Source organism: Streptomyces sp. NPDC013457 (assembly GCF_043089925.1).
Taxonomy (GTDB): Bacteria; Actinomycetota; Actinomycetes; order Streptomycetales; family Streptomycetaceae; genus Streptomyces.
In genome coordinates this window covers 40,065-57,761 of the sequence record NZ_JBICBL010000013.1, presented here as the reverse complement: position 1 = coordinate 57,761, position 17,697 = coordinate 40,065, and the positions used below count along the sequence as shown (strand labels likewise).

At 67.9% G+C, this 17,697-nt stretch carries 15 protein-coding genes and 2 pseudogenes; 6 read left to right on the top strand and 11 right to left on the bottom strand.

Going from position 1 to position 17,697, the window contains the following annotated elements; translation table 11 throughout:
* Positions 1-159 precede the first annotated feature (159 nt).
* A pseudogene (locus ACF1G2_RS30085) lies at positions 160-536 on the top strand (IS5 family transposase); the annotation flags it as partial.
* Positions 527-943 (top strand): annotated as a pseudogene (locus ACF1G2_RS30080) (transposase); the annotation flags it as partial. The pseudogenes ACF1G2_RS30085 and ACF1G2_RS30080, both read left to right, overlap by 10 nt.
* Before the next feature lie 11 nt (positions 944-954).
* Here the strand turns inward: ACF1G2_RS30080 and ACF1G2_RS30075 are convergent.
* From ACF1G2_RS30075 to ACF1G2_RS30030, 10 genes are all read right to left on the bottom strand, one after another.
* Positions 955-1,404 carry a hypothetical protein gene (locus tag ACF1G2_RS30075; RefSeq protein WP_391801322.1) on the bottom strand — a complete coding sequence of 150 codons (450 nt, stop codon included), beginning with the start codon at positions 1,402-1,404 and terminating at the stop codon, positions 955-957.
* A 401-nt stretch (positions 1,405-1,805) separates the two neighbouring features.
* Complete coding sequence (locus ACF1G2_RS30070; RefSeq protein ID WP_391801321.1) at positions 1,806-4,004, bottom strand: hypothetical protein; 2,199 nt, start codon at positions 4,002-4,004, stop codon at positions 1,806-1,808.
* On the bottom strand, positions 4,001-5,074 hold the full coding sequence (locus tag ACF1G2_RS30065; protein ID WP_391801320.1) for a hypothetical protein: 1,074 nt from the start codon (positions 5,072-5,074) through the stop codon (positions 4,001-4,003). Before ACF1G2_RS30065 ends, ACF1G2_RS30070 begins: the two co-directional genes overlap by 4 nt.
* A gap of 76 nt (positions 5,075-5,150) precedes the next feature.
* Entirely contained in the window at positions 5,151-6,428 is a 1,278-nt protein-coding gene (locus ACF1G2_RS30060) for a hypothetical protein (protein ID WP_391801319.1), read from the bottom strand.
* A gap of 5 nt (positions 6,429-6,433) precedes the next feature.
* Entirely contained in the window at positions 6,434-6,709 is a 276-nt protein-coding gene (locus ACF1G2_RS30055; RefSeq protein WP_391801318.1) for a hypothetical protein, read from the bottom strand.
* Between the two features lie 2 nt (positions 6,710-6,711).
* On the bottom strand, positions 6,712-7,689 hold the full coding sequence (locus ACF1G2_RS30050; protein WP_391801317.1) for an NlpC/P60 family protein: 978 nt from the start codon (positions 7,687-7,689) through the stop codon (positions 6,712-6,714).
* A gap of 170 nt (positions 7,690-7,859) precedes the next feature.
* Positions 7,860-9,488, bottom strand: a complete 1,629-nt coding sequence (locus ACF1G2_RS30045; RefSeq protein ID WP_391801316.1) for an FtsK/SpoIIIE domain-containing protein — start codon at positions 9,486-9,488, stop codon at positions 7,860-7,862.
* Between the two features lie 221 nt (positions 9,489-9,709).
* Complete coding sequence (locus ACF1G2_RS30040) at positions 9,710-10,780, bottom strand: hypothetical protein (RefSeq protein WP_391801315.1); 1,071 nt, start codon at positions 10,778-10,780, stop codon at positions 9,710-9,712.
* Between the two features lie 463 nt (positions 10,781-11,243).
* Positions 11,244-11,408 carry a hypothetical protein gene (locus ACF1G2_RS30035; protein WP_391801314.1) on the bottom strand — a complete coding sequence of 55 codons (165 nt, stop codon included), beginning with the start codon at positions 11,406-11,408 and terminating at the stop codon, positions 11,244-11,246.
* A 3-nt stretch (positions 11,409-11,411) separates the two neighbouring features.
* Complete coding sequence (locus ACF1G2_RS30030) at positions 11,412-11,819, bottom strand: hypothetical protein (protein ID WP_391801313.1); 408 nt, start codon at positions 11,817-11,819, stop codon at positions 11,412-11,414.
* A gap of 546 nt (positions 11,820-12,365) precedes the next feature.
* On the opposite strand from ACF1G2_RS30030, the gene ACF1G2_RS30025 reads away from it, so the two are divergent.
* The 3 genes from ACF1G2_RS30025 to tpg all read left to right on the top strand — a co-directional run bounded on the left by ACF1G2_RS30025 (position 12,366) and on the right by tpg (position 15,641).
* The gene (locus ACF1G2_RS30025) at positions 12,366-13,091 is read left to right on the top strand and encodes a GntR family transcriptional regulator (protein WP_391801312.1); all 726 of its coding nucleotides are present in this window, start codon (positions 12,366-12,368) and stop codon (positions 13,089-13,091) included.
* A gap of 182 nt (positions 13,092-13,273) precedes the next feature.
* Positions 13,274-14,947 carry a hypothetical protein gene (locus tag ACF1G2_RS30020; RefSeq protein ID WP_391801311.1) on the top strand — a complete coding sequence of 558 codons (1,674 nt, stop codon included), beginning with the start codon at positions 13,274-13,276 and terminating at the stop codon, positions 14,945-14,947.
* A 136-nt stretch (positions 14,948-15,083) separates the two neighbouring features.
* On the top strand, positions 15,084-15,641 hold the full coding sequence (tpg, locus tag ACF1G2_RS30015; protein ID WP_391801310.1) for a telomere-protecting terminal protein Tpg: 558 nt from the start codon (positions 15,084-15,086) through the stop codon (positions 15,639-15,641).
* A 441-nt stretch (positions 15,642-16,082) separates the two neighbouring features.
* Here the strand turns inward: tpg and ACF1G2_RS30010 are convergent, their stop codons facing one another.
* Positions 16,083-16,547: a lamin tail domain-containing protein gene (locus ACF1G2_RS30010; protein WP_391801309.1), complete on the bottom strand. Its 465-nt coding sequence runs from the start codon at positions 16,545-16,547 to the stop codon at positions 16,083-16,085.
* Positions 16,548-16,688: 141 nt separating this feature from the next.
* Between ACF1G2_RS30010 and ACF1G2_RS30005 the strand changes: the two genes are divergently transcribed.
* Positions 16,689-17,672, top strand: coding sequence for a ParB/RepB/Spo0J family partition protein (locus ACF1G2_RS30005; protein WP_391801432.1), 984 nt, complete (start codon positions 16,689-16,691; stop codon positions 17,670-17,672).
* Positions 17,673-17,697: the final 25 nt, after the last annotated feature.

Genomic DNA, 17,697 nt, shown 5'->3' with positions numbered 1-17,697 from the left:
GTGGTATCCCAGTTGCCGCGGGCATGGCAATCAGTGTGGGTCCGACAGTCAGCTCCCCTGGCCACTGCCTTATAGGTCCTAACAGAAGCTGTTGATCATGTGACTGTCGGCTTGGTTGCTCGTTGCTCCGTTCGTGGCGAAGAGGAACTCCCGGCGTGGATCGTCTCGGACGAACTGTGGTCACTGATCGAGCCGTTGCTGCCGGTCCCGGCGCCGAAGCTGGTGGCGGGCAGGCCGCGGGTGCCCGACCGACAGGCTCTGTGCGGGATCCTGTTCGTGCTGCACACCGGCATCCAGTGGGAGTACCTGCCCCAGGAACTCGGATTCGGCTCCGGCATGACCTGCTGGCGCCGGCTCGCCGCCTGGAACGACGCCGGTGTCTGGGACCAGCTCCACCTGGTCCTGCTCAAGAAGCTGCGCTCGGCCAAGCAGCTCGACTGGTCGCGGGCGGTGATCGACTCCAGCCACGTCAGGGCCGCTCGACGCGGCCCAAAAGCGGACCCGGCCCGGTCGACCGAGCACGGCCGGGCAGCCGGTGACTGCCCGCCCGCCTTCGCCTCGGACAGTCGCCGGGTGGATCCTGCGCCGCCCGGAATCCCTCGCCGAATCTGAACAGATCCAACTCAAGAAGGTACGGGCCAATTGCCCCGAACTCGACGCGCTCACCCGGCACGTCCGCTCCTTCGCGACCATGCTCACCGAACGCCAGGGCCAGCACCTGCCGGACTGGCTCGACGCGGTCAGACAAGACGACCTTCCCAGCTTCCATACCCTCGCTAAGGGAATCGACCGCGACCGCGATGCCGTCACCGCCGGCCTCACACTGCCCTGGAGCTCGGGCGTCGTCGAAGGCCATGTAAACCGGATCAAGATGCTCAAGCGCCAGATGTACGGACGCGCCGGCTTCGTCCTGCTGCGTAAGCGAATACTGCTGGCGGGCTGAGCCCCGCGTCGTTACATGCTGATCCAGCAGTACAGCCGGTGACCGCGAGCGGCCGCCCTCTCTGCGAGAGCGGCGAGATCCTCCATGAAGCCCGTGAGTCCACTTGGGTCCGACTGAGCGTCGAAGACACCCGACGCGCACCAACCACGTGCCACTTCGACCAGCTGCTCCCGGTCGAAACGAGTGAGGGAGTCACGAAATGAATCAGTGAGGGACAGGCTGACAACCTCGCCGTCACCCACCATTCCGACCAAATGCCCATGCCGCGGATCAGCCTCGATGGCATCGGCAGACCGCCCAGTAACGAGCACCTCTGCTGGCAGCAGCTCAACCACCGGATCGACGCCCTTCACGACGAATGAGTCGTACCCCGTTCCCATCGGCTGTCCATCCTGACGAACCACAGCCCGAACAGCGTCTTCATCGTCAGCAGCGGCGTAGTAGCCGAAGAGAGCTCCCATACAACCGATCATGGCACTCACCTCCGACAACGAGCCCGTAAGACCGCCAAACTCAAACGTCGATTACCACGCAGCGTCACTGACCACAGAACCTGAGCCAGAGCCACAACCCGTGAGTAAAGGCCAAGCTGGCCCTATGTCGTGATCGTCGCTCTCATGCTCGCGTTCAACGCTGGCTGGCCAGCTGCAGAAGTCATCAAGCTGGCCACCGTCCTACTCGTCCTCGTCGCCCTCGTCGTCCGCGCTGGACCAGACGACGGAACCTGACCGGCCTCGTTTGACCGGCGCGTTGTGAGAGGCGATGACGGCATGAGCGCTCTGCCGGGAACGACAAAGCGACCCCTGACACCCGGATCGAGTCCAGGTGCCAGGGGCCGATTCATGTGCGAACCCACGTGAAATCAGAGATCGGAGGGAAGCCGTTCCCCGGTCTCGGCGTCGTACGCAACACCAGTCGGAGACAGCCGGATCTCCCGCGAGACAGCACGGGCGCCTTCCTTCCACTCCCGGCCTCCGACCGCCACCCGAACCGTCACTTCAGCCAGAGGATCCGTCACCGGCACCTCGATTTGCGGGTCCCTGAGGTACTTAAGGTCGGCCGTCAGAGCACTCTGAACACTCCTGCTGCCAGCATCGATCCTCAGGTATCGCGCGTTCGCGTCGAAGAACGAGCGGAGTTCGATGACGACGCGTTCCCTGTCGCTGGTCCACTGTGCAACGAGATCCGCCTTGACTCCGTCGAGGTGGAGCTCCGCCCCTGAACGGCCCTTATAGGCCTCAGCGACCGCCTTGCGGTCTTCCTGCCTCTGCTCGGCTTCGGCGCCCTGCCAGATGACGGCGGTGGCCACCGACGCGGCGGCCACGACGGCGACGTAGGGCCAGACACGGCTCGGACGCCGCTCGCTCGACGAGACGGGCGGCTGAGCGTCTGCGCCGGGCGGGTCTGGGTCGACGCCGCTGTACCAGGTCGTGTCGGTCTGCTCGGCGGCTGCGGTGTACCAGTCGGGATCTTTGCCCATGCGGGCGACGGTAGCGCGGAGCTGCTGTGCCTGGTCGGGGCTTCCGCACAGATCCGCCACCCGAGCACGCGTTGCGAGCCAGGAGACGGCCTGATCGGACATGATGCCGTGGGCGTTGATGTCCTCTCGCTCGCCCATCGCCGCGAGTTGTGCAGCCTCATTGCACCGGCCCTCGCGCGCGGCCTGGAGGACGTCGTGGTGCCGGCGGTCGATGACGATGGGTGGCATCTCCCAGTCCCAGCCCTCCTCCTCGTCCGGGTCCGGATTGGCCGCGACGACCAGGGCCAAGCCGTGATCCTGCTCCTCGTTGTGGTCGTGGTGGTCCTCCTCGTGCTCCTGGTCGTGCTCGCACTCGGAGTCGTCGTCTTCCTCGTCCGTCCGGACGGGCGCCGCCGGCTCCTCAACGGTGTGGGCCTGCTGGGCAGCGCGGCGGCGGGAGGAGGTGTCGGTGAGTGCGATCTCCTCCGCGGCGAGAACCGTCTCGATGATGTCGACGTAGTGGGGTCCGACCTTCCACACGGCCTGCCCCGGGGCCAGTGTCGGAATCTCCGCGACTGCCCATTCCGGTAGTCCGAGGAGCGCGCCGACCGCCGCGGCTTCCTCAGGGCCGAGGCGTCCGACGTGGGCGACCTCGCAGAGCCGGGCGAGGTCGCGGGCGGGGCCGTCGCCGAGATCGGACAGGGTGTGCATGACGACGTCCAGGCTCATCGCCGCCTTTCGCGAGTTCTTGAGCATGCGCTGGATGAGTTCGCTGGTGGCGGGGGAGAGGAGGATCTGCCAGGCCTCCTCCAAGACCAGGTGCCGGTGAACGGCGGTCGACTGGGGAAGCCACACATGCTCCGCCCAGACCGAAATCGCTGCCATCAGGGAGGGGATCGCCGGGCTGTTGCGGTCGAGGCGGGAGAAGTCGAACGACGTGATCCGCTGATCCACCTCGGGCAGCCCGGAGTCACGGCAGTCAAACAGGCCAGCCAGCGCACCATCGGTGTAGCGGGAGAGCGCTATGGCAACGTCCTCGCCCCACCCGGCGAGGCGGGCGGCAGGCCACCGGCCGTCTTCCGGACTCACCAATGCGTCGATCAGCCCACCCAGCGCGGTCGCCTTGGGGTGGGTAAGCGCGTGCTGCAGCGCGTGCGTCGCCTTCCTGTTGAGGGCATCCGGCTCGGCAGCGACGATCAGCGACCGGAGCAGCTGCTCACGCACCGGCGGCGGGAGCAGCGTCGAGCAGGGGTTGAGGGTGAACGAGCCGGCCTCGATGACCCGTCCCCCGAGCGAGCGAACGAGCGGCGCCCACTCACCAATGTTGTCCTCCCCGAACGAGTCGATCACCACGTACTGGTGACCGTGGTCGAGGATCTCCCGGCGGGCTCGCGTCTTGGCCGTCGTGGACTTGCCCGAGCCCAGACCACCCAGCGCGAGCGAGTTCGTCGAGGGCAACAGCGCGGAGCTGGCTTGAACGGGCGAGAGGCGGAACTCCCGGCCGTCGAGGAGGGAGCGGCCGATCCGGATGCCGGGGAAAGTCGTGTTGGAGGCGACGAGGGGCGCGGTGATCGCGGCGAGGGTGGAGGGGAGTCGGATCACAGGATGCTGCCTTTCCGGGTGGAGGCGCCGTGCGGGGTGGTCATTACGTGGGCGCGGTGCTGCTGGCCGGTCAGCCAGTCGAGGGTGATGCGGTGCCGGTCGGCCATGAGTCCGGCTTGCCGCCGCTCCTCGGTCACCTCCTCGGCGGAGTCGCCCCATACGGTGAGGTAGGCGTCGAGGTCGACGAGGGTGGCGCCCTGGACGAGCGCGCCATGCGTCGTGCCGCTCGCGAGTTCGTGCGCGTCTTGCTTGACCTTGTCCGTGGTGAAGGCGCCGGCGGCTGCGGACTGCCACATGGCCGACCGGCGCGACTGCCGTGCCGGCAGCGGGCGGTAGAGCACTGCGAGGGAGCGGCCTGTGTCCTGGCCGAGGAGCATGCGGGCCATGAGGTCGTCGCCGGTCGCGTCCGGCCAGGACGTGATCCGCGCGGTCGCGGCGTACCTGCCGTCATCGAGGGCGACCCAGCCGGGTCCACGGCCGGTCACCTCCGGGGCGGGGTCCGGCGTGATCGGCGCTAGGCTACCGAGCCTGCCGAACTCCCCCGCGAGCGTGCTCAGGATCCGCTCCGGGTCCCCGGCCAGACCCATGGGGACGTGGACGGAGACGGTCTGGGTGTGGGTGGTGTGCGCCCTCACGGTGGCGTGATGGGTGACCTGCACCTGAACCCCAGCCGCACGGGCCTGCCCGCCCGCGAACGTAAGCGCGCGAGAGAACGCCGCGTGGAACTCGGCACGCGCAGCCGCGCTCTGCATCGTGCCGTGCCCGAGATACAGACCCCACGTCGCGGTAGTCCCGGGGCGGTCGACCATCGACACAGGGGCGGTGCGCTCGAGCAGGTGCCGGTAGCCGACCGCCGCCCACCGCGCCAGCGAACGGGGGCCCGGAGCGAGGTTGATCAGCGCGACCGCTGCGCCGACCGCGCCGAACGTCCAAATCGGCGGCGGCGTGAGCAGCGCGGAGGCCAGGACGGCGCTCCCCGCCCCGGCGGTCACCTTCGTCATCACGGTCTCGGCGGGGCTGAGTCCACGCTGCACAGCGGGAATCCGGTAGCCCGGGGTCAGGGAGTACACGATCGAACCTCCTCAGAAGAAGGGGGCGGTGGCCGTCCGCAGGCGCGAACGGCCACCAAGGGTTGGAGCGGGGGAGCTACGGCTGCTGCGGAGGCTGCGGCCGCTGACCCGGGGCGGGACGCGGAACAGGGCGAGGCGCGGAGGCCGGCGGCGGTGTGGTCGGTCCCGTTGGCTGTGCGCCGCTCTGCCCTCCCACCACCGGAGCGGCAGGCCTGGGCGGCCGGCCCTCGCGCCGCGCCTGGGTGAGCGCCGCCGTACGGCCCGCGTTCTCCCGGACCTGCGCGGCAGCCGACTCGACCGTCAGCCGCCCCGGACGCGGCTTGGTCCGGGCCCCGTACGCGGCGAACAGCACCCCTCGGTCCTGGCCCATCGCCCGCCCCGGGGTGTCCACCATGTGCCTGGGACGCGGAACGTTCTCCTGCTCGTACACCTCCGGCGAGCCCACCCGCACGGCGGTGTGGGCCAGGCGGCTGTTGGTGTTCTGCTCGACCACCGCCCGAACGGCACCCGCGATCCGCGGACCGAAGTACGGCACCCCATGGAAGATCATCCGGAGCATGAGCGCGTCCGCCGCGACCAGGAGCACCGCGTCCATCACCAGCGCGCCTTTCGCGAGCGACACGAACGGCGTGACGAGGAGGAGCGCGAACGGGGCGAAGAGCAGCCCGAGTAGCCGCTGTGCCCAGCGCTTGACCGCGTCCATGTCGCCCCCTCGGGCCAGTGACGCGAGCACGAGAGGAGCGATGCACACGAACACCAGGATCGCGGGCTGGCGGGTCATGAACACCAGGGCCGCGAACGCGAGAGCGACGACGAGCGCGCTGACGATGATCAGCACACCTACCGGGTCTCCCGCCTCCTTCTCCAAGTCGGCTTCGATGACCTTGAAGAGAGTGGACTCGTTGCTGTCGAACGCAGCGGTGAATGCCGCGCTCACCGCTTTGTGGAGCAGCATGACGATCCCGGGGACGGAGGCCATGCCGACCACGGCGGCCAGCGTCCACCCCGTGGAGGCGCCCATCTGCCGCAGTCGGGGCGAGCCCTGCCAGGCCGTCAGACCAGCCACCACGACGACGCACACGAAGATCGCGACCGCCATGTGCTGCCCCAGCCACAAGAACGGGACGTATAAGGCGTCGTCCGTCTTCGCCGGCGCCCACGCGTCCTTGGGGGCGAGCATGCCCTTGATGGCCTTGATGAGGGATTCGGCGAGTTTCTTGACTTGGTCGGCTCCGCCGTTGGTGAGTGCGTCGCGCGGGACGTCCTGTGGGGAGCCGGGGGCGGAGTCGGGGTTGACGCAGTAGTCGTAGCCGGGGGTGTTCTTGAGTAGTTCGCAGGGGTCTTTTTCCGGCATGCCGATCAGCTCTTGGCGTTGGTGACGGTGGAGAACAGGGTGTCGCCGTACATGGCCAGGACGACGGCGACGAAGAGCGTGCCGATCGCCATGCTGCCCTTGCGCAGGGCGGTCTTCGGGTCGTTGGAGAGCTGGAGCAGCATCTTGACCGCGATGACCGCGATAACGGCCGCGATTCCCTTGGTGACGAGACCGCCACCGGTCAGGCCAATCGTCTTGAAGAAGTCGCTGAATCCGCCGGACAGGTCGACGGGCGCGGCAACGAAAAGGTTCTGCAGCATTCTCAGATTTCCTTCTTGGGGGTGGGGCGGGCGATGGCGTAGAGGTCGGGGAGTGCTTTGATCGGGTCGATCCGAACATCGGTTCCGGGGCGCGGTGCGTTGATCATTTGGCCGTGTCCGATGTAGATGCCGACGTGGTGAATGCTCGCTGCGCTGCTGCCGTAGAAGACGAGGTCTCCGGGCTGGAGGTCGGCGGGGTTGATGTGCTGCGAGGCCGCGTATTGCGTGGCGGCGGTGCGGGGAAGGGAAATTCCTGCTTTCGCGAAGGCGTAGACGACGAGTCCGGAGCAGTCGAATCCACGAATGGATGCTCCGGACCTTCCATTGGGGGAGCAGCACGATCCCGTGGTGGGTCCGGTCGTATTTCCTCCGCCCCACGAGTAGGGCTGGCCGATCATCCGGGATGCCGCGCCGATGGCGATAGCGGCGGTTTCGGAGGATCCGGCAGGCGTGGTTGTTTTCGCATTAGCGTTGATGATCCGGACGTAGTTCTGTGTCTCGGTGATTTTCGGGACACCGCCCGCCGCGATGACCGCTCCGGGGCCTGCGTTGTAGGCGGCGAGTATGTTGCTCTGCCGGTCACCCGGAACGTTCTTGACGTCCTCGGCCAAGGTGCAGAGGTATTTTCCGGCCGACGGGATAGCGTCCTCCGGGTCCCAGACGTCGCGTTTCCCGTCGCCGTTGGCGTCGATTCCTTCAGCTTTCCAGGTGGGCGGGATGAACTGGGCGATTCCCTGGGCGTCGGCCGGTGATGTTGCTTTCGGGTTGAATCCGGATTCCTGTTGGATGAGTGCGGCCAGAAGATTGGGGCTGATCTCTGGGCAGGTGTTTCCTGCCTCTTCGATCAGGTCCCGGTACTGGGCGGGAACGGCAACGCCGAGCGCGGTTCCTGCCGGGTCGGTGCCGGCTTGAACGAGCGCGGCGACGATGACGGCCGCGGTCGCCGCTATGCCGACGGTTACGGGCGTGGTGCCTCGCAAGAGTCAATCCCCCTGTTCTTGATGTTTCCGCTGGTCAGGACCGTCATGGATGACCGTCCGGGGACCGTCTGACCACCGGCACCAGGACGGTGGCAACCGCCATCCCAGCGGTCGGGTGACGGTCTCCGGACGGTCCGCTGACGGTGGCTGGACTGTGCTGAGGACGGTGGTCACGCACCGGACTTGAGCGCGGCGGCGAGGTCGGCCAGCTTGTAGCCGCGCACGCCCTTGACCCTGTCGGCCGGTACGCCCAGGAGTGTGGAGAGTTGCTTTCCACGCTCGGTGGCACCGGTGTCCGTGATGCCGAGTGCGGGCGCCAGCTCGCTGGTGGGAAGGAATTCGACACCCTGGCCGCGCATCAGGTCAACGGCCTGCTTCAGCGGAGATACAGGCGCGGATTCAATGACTTTCTGCTGCCGGACATGGATCTCGTCCGCGACTCCCCACACGAATTCATCCGCGAAGTTGAATCCCCGGATGAGGGTGGATCGGCCGTTGGCGAAGAGAACACCCTGGCCCTTGATGTCGGGGTCGAGGAGAGCGGGGTTGATCGGGGCGACCGTGTCGAAATACGTGTCGCCGAGAGCGACCTTGGCGGTTCCTGACGATGCCACGTAGAGGCAAAGCCGGTAGAGGAACTGGTCTCGTACGTTCACCGGGATGGCGTTCGTCGAGGGTCGCTGTGTCATCAGGATTGTGGAGATTCCTGATTCGAGGGATTTCGCGACCAGGGACCGCGTCTTCTCCGCGATCCGCCGCGCCTGTTCTTTTCCTTCCTTTGATTCGTCGCTGGAGAAGAAGTCGGCCGCTTCGTCGACGATGAAGATGACCGGCTTGAACGCGGGCGCGTTCTGCCGGTTCCGGATGGCTTCCTTCATCTGCTCATAGCGGTTGTCGGATCGAGTGTTCAGCTCGTCCACCATGCTCTCGAAGACCTCCGGATCGTCGGAAGATTCATAGCGGACGGCGGTCTTTTCGAACCGCGTCAGTCCGCAGAATTTTCCGTCGAGCAGATACAGCTCGAATTCTCCGTAGGCGATCAGGAGGCAGGTGATGAGTCCGTTGACCAGCGTGGTTTTACCCATCTGGGTCATACCGGCGATCAGCATGGACGCCTTGTCGAACGTGGGGAGCCCCACGAGTTTCCCGGTGACGTCGTGGCCGATCGCGATTCCGGGGAACCGCTCGATTTCCTCACGGCTCGGCGCTGGGAAAGGCTGGGTGAACGGCGGCTCGTGGAGCTTGAGCAGTTTCACGCGGCGGTCGGTGTCGCGGCTGCGCTCCATCTTCAGGTGCATCCGGGTCACGCCGAGGACTCCCGCGAGGATGGTCAGCTTCTTCTCGACGTCCTCATAGGACCGCCCCTGGGGCACCAGGAAGTTGTACCGGGTGCCCATCGGGGCTTCTTTGATTCGGGCCTCGTCGGCGCGGATCACTTCGTCCTTCCCGATGGCGCCGGCTGTGATGAGCGCGGCCGTCAGCTCCGGATGTGCCGGCACAGTAGCCGCGCCCGGGTCGTCACCCGTCTCCTGGGAGGCCTCGCTGCGCAGGGCCGCTGCGGGCTCTGAGGGGCCCTCGCGGGCCCACAGGCGCTTGACGGTCGTGCGGACTTTCCATGCGAGGTATCCGATGGCGACCAGCGCGCCGGCGGTCAGCAGGACAGTTGCGGGCCAGGACATACCGAGCTTGTCCTTGATGGCCGCCATGCCACCGAAGGCGATGGCTAACGCGCCGATCGCGCCCGCGGCCTGCCCGTAGCTGTCCTCCTGTTCCTGGGCTTTCGTCCTTCTCTTGCTCACTCGTCAACGCTCCCCTTCGTAACTATGGAATCACGCAGGGTAACGCGCGCAAGGCGTGTGCCTGCTGGGGTTGTTGGTGCTCGCCGGGTCTGCGCCTGGGTCTGCGACATGTGCCGCTCGCCAGATCGCTCGCCGGGTCTGCACCGGTCGACCGCTGGGTCCGGCAGTCGCGACACAGCCCAGCCGACGGATCGGCTGGGCTGCATCGGTGGTGCCGGCTGTCAGCTCGCGCGCCCGTGTTCGGGCTCCTCCTCGGCGTCGTCTTCCTCAGCCAGGGCGGAAGCCTTGCTGCTGCGGGCGGGGCCGGCTTCCTCCTTGGCCAGGAGATCGCCCCACACCCGGCGGATCCGCTCCTCACTGCCGACGAACCCCGCGTCGCGGTACTGGTCGCGGGCCTGCCGGTAGGACAGCGGCGGATCGTCGCTGTAGCGCAGGTGGCGCAGGACGACGTCCATCTGCCCGTAGGTCAGGGCCTCGCCCGGCACGGGCACCGGCACGCCCGCGACGTACGCGAGGTCGGCCAGAGCCGCGGCGTGTGCCGTGTCCTGTGCCTCCGTGTCGTCGACCGGCACACTCTCCGTGCTGTCCTGCGTGCCGGGTGAAGTCGGCAGCGCGCTGACCTGCGTGCCGCCCCCCATCAGGTCTGTGCCGGGCAGCATGGTGGGGTCCCACGTGCCCAGCTCCGGGAGCCGGATCGCTGCAACGGAAGCGGGCAGAGCCTTGTCCGTGAGGGTGGCCTCCGTGGTCACGGCCTGGTCATGGAGCTTCTCCGCGGTGCGCTGGCGGCTCTTCAGGGCTGCCTTGCGGTAGGCGGTCTCGGCGTCGGCCACCTGCTTCTCCAGGTCGGTGGCGACGGCGAGCAGTTCGATGCGGTGCGCCGCCTCCGCCTCCATCTCCTCCAGCCGGTCAGAGACTTCCTGCCGCTTGTGCGCGATCCTCTGTCGCGTCGCCCCCGACACCCGGCGGCCGAGCGACGGCAGCGTGAGCCACCACGCCGCTTTGGTGGCAACGATCGCGAGCGGGGTGAGGACCATGGCCAGCTCGAACCTCCCGTCGCCGGTCAGGATCAGGTCGGTCGTCGGCATGGCCGTCAGTACAGTCGTCAGAATCAGCCCAGCGCGCTGGGCGCGGGCCGCGCGGCGCCGGTTGTTGCCTGCGAGAATCTCCGCCCCCTGGAACACCACCCACAGGGCATCAAGAGCGCCGACGATCGCGTACGCCCACCCGCCGAACCGCGGCTCGAGGATGCTGTAGCTGACCACAACGGACAGGACGGCGACGCCGAGCGTCACCGCGGCCAGGACGGCGAGGACGACACGCCGCCAACTCCACACACGAACGTCGGGCCCGTCGTCGGGACGGGTCCTGCTGAATCGGATCACGAGCTGTTCCTCCTAGGCCGCGAGGGCGGCGGGTTGGTCGGCGCGCCTGGGCATACGCCAGGGAGGTCGGGATGACGTAGGGGTGAGTGACGCGGCACGCGGGGGACAGGTCCGCGGGCGCGCATCATGGCGTGGTGGGCGCGCCACCGGGCCGGGGTCATCGGACGGATTAGAGGTAGGCGACGCGGACCGGGCGGGTACGGGTGCCCGGGTCGCGGCGGCCGTACCAGAGGATCTCCTGCCCGTTCGGGCGAGGCCCGGGGAGCGGAGCTGGCGACGGGTCGCCAGCCCTTCAGGGGAGAGGCGGCGGGGGTAGGGCGGGATGCCGTAGACCTCGCCGTCCGGGTCGAAGAACGTCGCCGCGCGCCCCTGCTCACGGGCGCTTGCCGTTCATGTACGCGTCCTGGAGCCGCTCGAAGCTCTCGAACAGCCGCGCCCCCTCCGGGCACCGCCCCATCGCCGCACATGTCATGCATCCGGCGTCGTGCGAACGGACGGCAGCAGCGGCGCGCATGTAGCGCTCGTACAGGTCGCGCACGGGTCAGCGTCCGGTCGCGCGGCAGGCGTCGCAGACGCCACCGTTCCAGCCCTCGAACCGTCCGCTGCAAATCTGGCACTGGCCGGAGGTGGCGGCGGGCGGCGCCATCGTGGCGGCCGCGGGCGGCGGGATGACGGCGGCTGGCGGGCAGTCGGTTCCGTTGCACCCCCACCTCAGGCACAAGGGGCACGCGTCGTCGGCCATCTCCGGCCGGCGCAGGATGAGGACCGGCTGACGGACGAAGCCGGGGATCATCTCCTGGAGCGTCCGCCGGGTTCGTTGCCCAACCCTCGTGGCGCGGGCGTCGCCCTCGCGGGCCATGCGGTCGAGCAGCGCTGTCAGGCGCCGCTCCGGCGCGTCCACCCGGACCTCGCTACCGAGGGCGGGAAGTGCACATGCCATGCTGTTCATCGGGTCCTCCTAGACAGGACTCAGACGGCCTCGGGGCTCCACCCCCGGGGCCGTCACTCGTTCTGGAGCGGGCAGCAGCCCAGCTCCGAGCGGCATGAATGCCACAGCACCCCGGACCGGACTCGCACCGGTCGAGGTTCCTTTCGGGGTTCGCGATCTCTGCCCCTGTCTCACCGCACGTACGGAGCCCCAGCCACCCCGAAGGGCGGGCAGGGCCAAAGTGCTCGCGTCTGTTCATGCGGCAGGGCTCACGGCTTGTCGCAGATGCCTGAAATCACTTGATTCCACTGTGGATTTGAGAAGGGTCAGGCGCTTCCTTCCGGGCCGCCATCACGCGCTGCCGTCCGGGCTCCTGCGTTTTCGCAGGTCAGAGCAATTGCCTGCCTCGAGCCCCGATCTAGCGGGCTTCGGCGCATCCATAATGTAGAGCACTAGCGATCTGAAGCGCTAGTGCTAGCGATGTATGTTCACGTGGCTTAGTCTTCTGTGTGTAGCGCTGCACTCGAGGGGAGAGCAGCACGAGTCATCAGAAAGGAGAGGCCGGAGATGGCTCAGACAGTCGGATACGCGGAGATCGCGGCGCACTACCGCCAGCAGATCCAGGACGGCGCCCTAAGGCCCGGCGAAACGATGCCCTCGATGCGTGAGGTTGCCGAGCGCTTCAATGTGGCTCAGACCACGGTGAACCGTGCATTCAGGATGCTGAAGACCGAGGGGCTCACGCTTCCGAAGGCCGGTGTCGGCACGGTCGTGGCAGGCCCCATCAGCAACAACATCGCCCATCGCATTGCCCTGCACGCCTCTACCGGCAAGGCCCTCGGTGGCGGGGAAAGCTCGCAGATCTTCGAAGTAGGCACCGTGGGGGCGGATGAGCTGATCGCCCCGCGTCTCGATGTGTCACCAGGCACTCCAGTGCACGTGCGCCGGCGGGTTGTCAGCCGCGGCGGTGTGCCGGTCCATGTGAGCAGCTCGTACTACCCCGCGTACGTCGTGGCCGCAACGCCCGAGCTGGCGGAGCCGGTCTCCACGGGTGGTTCGCGCGAACTGGCAGCCGAGCGCCTTGGCGTCGCGCAAGATCGCGTCTTGGAGGAGGTCACGTCCCGGCACGCGTCTGAAGCGGAGAAGCGGCACCTGGGCCTCACAGTCGGCGGCGAGCTCCCGGTGACTCAGGTGGTCCGCACCGTCTACCTCGCGGACGATCGGGTCGTCGAGGTGGCTGTCAAGGTCACCAACGGCCCCACGATCCTCCGGTGGACTACCGACCTGCGCTAGCAGTGCGCCTCACGCTCGAGACTGGGCATAACTTCGCGTGTACGAAACGTGAAAACCCGCCGGTGACCCCGGGGCTCTGACCTCCCGGGCGGCGGGTTTGACCTACGCAGGTCCCTGTCGAGTGTACCCATGGGAGACACTCGGCAAGCGGTGCACCCGCGCGGGGCCGGAAAGGACAGCCGGTGACGGCTGGCAGGTACGACGAGGGCACTGACGAGAGCCAGGGTGTGGAGCTGGACGGGCCCGATCTTGCGGGCTTCTACACCAGCCAGCTCCACGACTGGATTCCTCTGTGTCCCTACCTCAGCGATTCGGCCGTTCGGCTGTACTGGATTCTGCGTGCACTCGTGATCGAGAAGCACGGTCCGGTACGGAAACTCACTCTGCTCCAGATCGCCTACCTGCTGCCCCGTAAGCCGGTGCTGCCCGGGGAGGCGGCGGAGCAGTCGAGCATCGGCCGCATCCGGGATCTCATGCGGCTGCTCACGCGGGCCCGGCTGCTCACTACCCCAGAGGGTAAGGAGATCAAGACGTCCTCGCGGGCGAGTGCGGCGAGCCGGCCTCTACGGATCCGAATCCATGATCGTCCGGGCCCCGGATACACCGGCCCTCGCAACGCGTTCGCGCTGCTAGACGCAGTGAAGGGCCCGGCGGAGGAGGCGGCGCGGAAGGCAGTCGCCCGTGAGGCGGAGCGGGCGGCCAAGCGGCGTGCCGAGAAGGCGGGTTGGAAATCCAACCCGACCCCCTCAGCCGAGGGCCCGGGTTGGATTTCCAACCCGCTGGGTCAGATTTCCAACCCGCTGGGTTGGAAATCCAACCCCGATTCTGCGGCCGACCTGCAAGATCGCTTCCTCCCGCTCAGTCCTCCCGCTCAGTCCTCCCGCTCAGCCAGTGCCGCCCCCGTCCGTCCTTCCGTGCAGGTAGTGGAAGCTCACGCGAAAGCACCGGACGGAAGGACGGACGGGGGCGGCGGCATCGTCGAGGACCAGAAGCGCGTGCCTGTGGCGGCCGGTGAGGATTCGGCGGCGGCTGGCGCCGCGCCGGAGAACGACGGCAGCAACGGGGGGCGGGGTGCCGCTTCTGGTTCCGGGGCCGCCGTGCGGCCGGTGGAGCGGACACCTGGGGTAGATGTGCTGCTGGCGGTCGCGGCGGAGGATTCCCAGTGGAAGATCAACCACGCCGACTCGCTGCGGGACCAGGGACGCACGGTCACAGGGATGCTGGAGGTCGGGTTCACCGCGCAGGAGATCCGGCACGCACTGCTCTCCCGTCCCCTGCCGTCCTCGCTGCGCACGACGGTTGCGGCAGTCGTGGGGCGGCGGCTGAAAGACCTCGTCCGGATCGGGGCATCCGCCGGCATCCAGCCGATCCCGGCTCAGCAAGCCGGTGAGTACGACGCGGCCCGCCCGGAGGCCGAGGGCAGGGAACACACCGCGGTGCCGGCTGCCTGGGCTGACCGGCGCGCGCAGATGGAGGTCGAGACCGCCGGGGCGGGGCGCCATCGGCCCTGCGCCGGGGACGGAGGCCTGTGCCCGCGCCTCGCCCGCCCCGGGAGCGACCTGTGCTCGACATGCCTGACCGGCGAGCAGCCCACGTGCGCCGCCGGATGCCGTCGCGGCGTCATCGACCACACGACGGTGTGCATTACCTGCGCTGCTCCGCAGGACTCTGAAGGTGCGTGCCCCGGGCACGGGGGCAAGCAGTGCGGGCGGCCGGTGGTGTCCGAGGGCTGGTGCCGCCGGTGCCGCTTCGAGGCGGAGGCAGCCAGGCAGGCGGCTGACGCCGAGTGGGAAGCCGCTCGGGACGCGGCAATTGCAGCCGCTGAGGCAGAGGAGCCTCACCTCGCCCCCATCTAGATCCTTGCGCGGCCGCCTGCCGCCTCACCTGCCCGCCCGAGTCTTCCTTTGCGGGGCGGGTGGTGACAGCCCTTCAGATCGCCGTACAGCGCCCCGCCCGTACCGGGTGCGCCTCGACTGGACCAGAGGGCCGGACATGACCATCAGCCACAGCCTCGACAAGGCCCTCGAGGGGGCGTTCACCCGTCCCGCACCGAAATCCGCGGGCGCCCAGGTGCGCTACCTCGTCAAGCAGCACCAGGGCAGCACCAGGGCTGTTGCCGCCCTGCTCGGCGTCTCGCAGCGGACCGTGGAGCGGTACGTGAAAGACCAGATCAAGAGACCCCGGCCTGACCTTGCCGCGCGTATGGAGCGCGAGGTCAAGCAGCGGTGGCAGTCCCAGATCCGGGCGCGCGCCCGCAAGGCTGCCGCCACGACGGGCGGCCTCGTCATCGACACCCGCGCGCGCCGAGGCTACACCGCCCCGATCGGCACCACTGACGACGGCCGCATCCGTCACCTGACCGTGGCCCTGCCCCCGCAGTACGCCGACCGCCTCTTCACTGCCCGCGAGCAAGGCGCCGGCGAACGCGAGCTCCAGGCCGTCGCGGCCGAAGCACTCAAGGACGTCTACTTCCAGGACGGCGGACGCCGCGCCGGGGACCTGGAAGAGGTTTATCTCACCGACGTCGAGCACATCGAGTTCGAGCTGTAGCCAACACCGCGCCCGCTGCGGCTGCATCGCGCCTCGGCACAACAGAGCAGGACCGGATCAGGCAGGGCCGTCGCAGCACGCCTCTCGACGTGCGGCATCGGCATCCATCGACGACTAGATACGGCATATCGTGACCGAAGCACTGAAAGTGGACTACTTCTAGGGCCCAAGGTCGCTGTACCGGAAGTTTGGAGGAGGTCCCCGCCTCAGGACTTGTTCGCGTGGCGAGTTCGAGCTGTAGTAGACGGTCGCGGACGCCGGGCGAGCTCTGCCCCGGGCAGCTTCCCTGGACCCCGCCCGTGCTCCCACCGACCCACGATGGGCAGCCTCTTGGGAAGACTATGTCGGCCCCTTGCCGCCCCATGACTAGGGCCAGATCAAGCGGCAGACGCAGAAGAATGCCGTCCAGGCTGGGCTGGGTGGCATCCCTGCGGTGGTGTCTCAGTGGAAGGTGATGAAGCCGTTGCCGTCGCGGTCGTTGACGGTCTTGGTGTATGAGTGCGTGTCTGCAGCCGCCCCGCCAGGCTTGATGAGGTAGATGGTGTCGCGGTCGTTGTTCCAGATGAAGTTGCAGTTGTCGCGGTAGACGACGTTGCCGCCGTCGGAGTCCGTGCCGTTGCCGCCGCGGAGCTTCACGTAGTCGCCGGGCTGCAGGTAGTGGTTCGCCGTGAACGTGAACCGGTTGCCGGCCGCGTCCTTCACCACGTAGCCGCGCAAATTGACGGTCGCCGTGCGCGAGAAGTTCGTGACCGTCAGGTATTCCTCGCGAGTGTTCCCGTACGTGCAGCTGTTGGAGTCCCGGCCAGGCGCGTCGTACTGGACCCCGCGGACCTTCAGTGCGGAGGAGTACTCGGCGGCGTGCGCCGGAGCAGCGGACAGCGCGCCGACGGCGGACGCAGCAAGCACTGAGGCAATGACGGCATAGGTACGCAATGGCGAGGTCCCCCTCAAGAGTGCTGATGAGCGGCTAAGCCTACAGATACGACCCGTGCCCGGTAGGGGCTTCCACCACATCCCCCGCACGACCCGGCGAACCCGCGCTCTGAACTGGGTGACCTCACGGACCTGGCCAACAGCCTCCTCGACCACGGCCAGAAAACAGCGATCAGCATCATGAGCCGGGAGGCCTATCTCGCAGCGGAGCCCGGCCGCGCTGGCGAACTCGAGCCTGGCACCCGTTTCGTGGTCATCGAGGGCAACTCACGACTTGCCGCCGCACGGGAAGCCGGCTTGAAGACCATCAAGGTCATGCTCGACGACAGCCTTGGCAGCGACTCCGACAGCATCCTGGAGTCAGCCCTGGTCGCCAACGTCCACCGCAAGGAACTCGACCACATGGACGAGGCCCGGGCGCTGGAACGCCTTCTGAAGATTCACGGAACGCAGACCGCGCTGGCCAAGCGGCTCCACCGCTCCCAGACATGGGTGTCGCACCGCCTCGCCCTACTGAACCTCACTCCTGAGCTGCAGCAACGCCTCGAAGCAGGCGAGGAGTCCGCCGATGTGCTGAAGAAGGTCGGCGGGAAGAAGTCTGAGGAACAGCAGGAGCACCTGGAGAGGCTGAAGGCGCAGAAGGCCGCTGAGACCACCGCGCGTCGGTCCGCTAAGGCGGCACAGCCCAAGGAGCGCCAGCCGCGCACCCTCCAGGATCAAAACCCGGTTTTGAAACCGGAGTCACTCGAACCCGCATCAAGCCCGGACGCCGGCGACTCGCAAGAGACGGGAAAACCGGCCCCCGAGCCGCGACAGGTCCCAGTACCGCGGCCCGTTGCCGACCTCGTACCGGCGGCCGCCGGTGCGAGCGGCGCCTTCAAGGCTCTAGAGACGATGCTCTGGGAAGGTCCGGGCGTACTCGCCCGGGAACGCATGGAACCTGACCAGCGAACGGCGTTGCTTCACTGGTACTTCCACCACGCGGCCGGTGTGACGGAGGTGGCTGAAGACCTCGGCCGCGGTCTCCCCGTCGAGCATCGGCAGGAGCTGTCCCAGATCCTTCAGCAAGTGTCCGTGCTGCTCGCCAGGGACGAGTAGACCCCTGTCAGGCGGCCCCGCCCTC

Coding starts and splice junctions, on each gene's coding strand:
- ACF1G2_RS30055 (WP_391801318.1), bottom strand. CDS start 6,709: ATGCTGCAGAACCTTTTCGTTGCCGCGCCCGTCGACCTGTCCGGCGGA.
- ACF1G2_RS30030 (WP_391801313.1), bottom strand. CDS start 11,819: ATGAACAGCATGGCATGTGCACTTCCCGCCCTCGGTAGCGAGGTCCGG.
- ACF1G2_RS30075 (WP_391801322.1), bottom strand. CDS start 1,404: ATGGGAGCTCTCTTCGGCTACTACGCCGCTGCTGACGATGAAGACGCT.
- ACF1G2_RS30060 (WP_391801319.1), bottom strand. CDS start 6,428: ATGCCGGAAAAAGACCCCTGCGAACTACTCAAGAACACCCCCGGCTAC.
- ACF1G2_RS30025 (WP_391801312.1), top strand. CDS start 12,366: ATGGCTCAGACAGTCGGATACGCGGAGATCGCGGCGCACTACCGCCAG.
- tpg (WP_391801310.1), top strand. CDS start 15,084: ATGACCATCAGCCACAGCCTCGACAAGGCCCTCGAGGGGGCGTTCACC.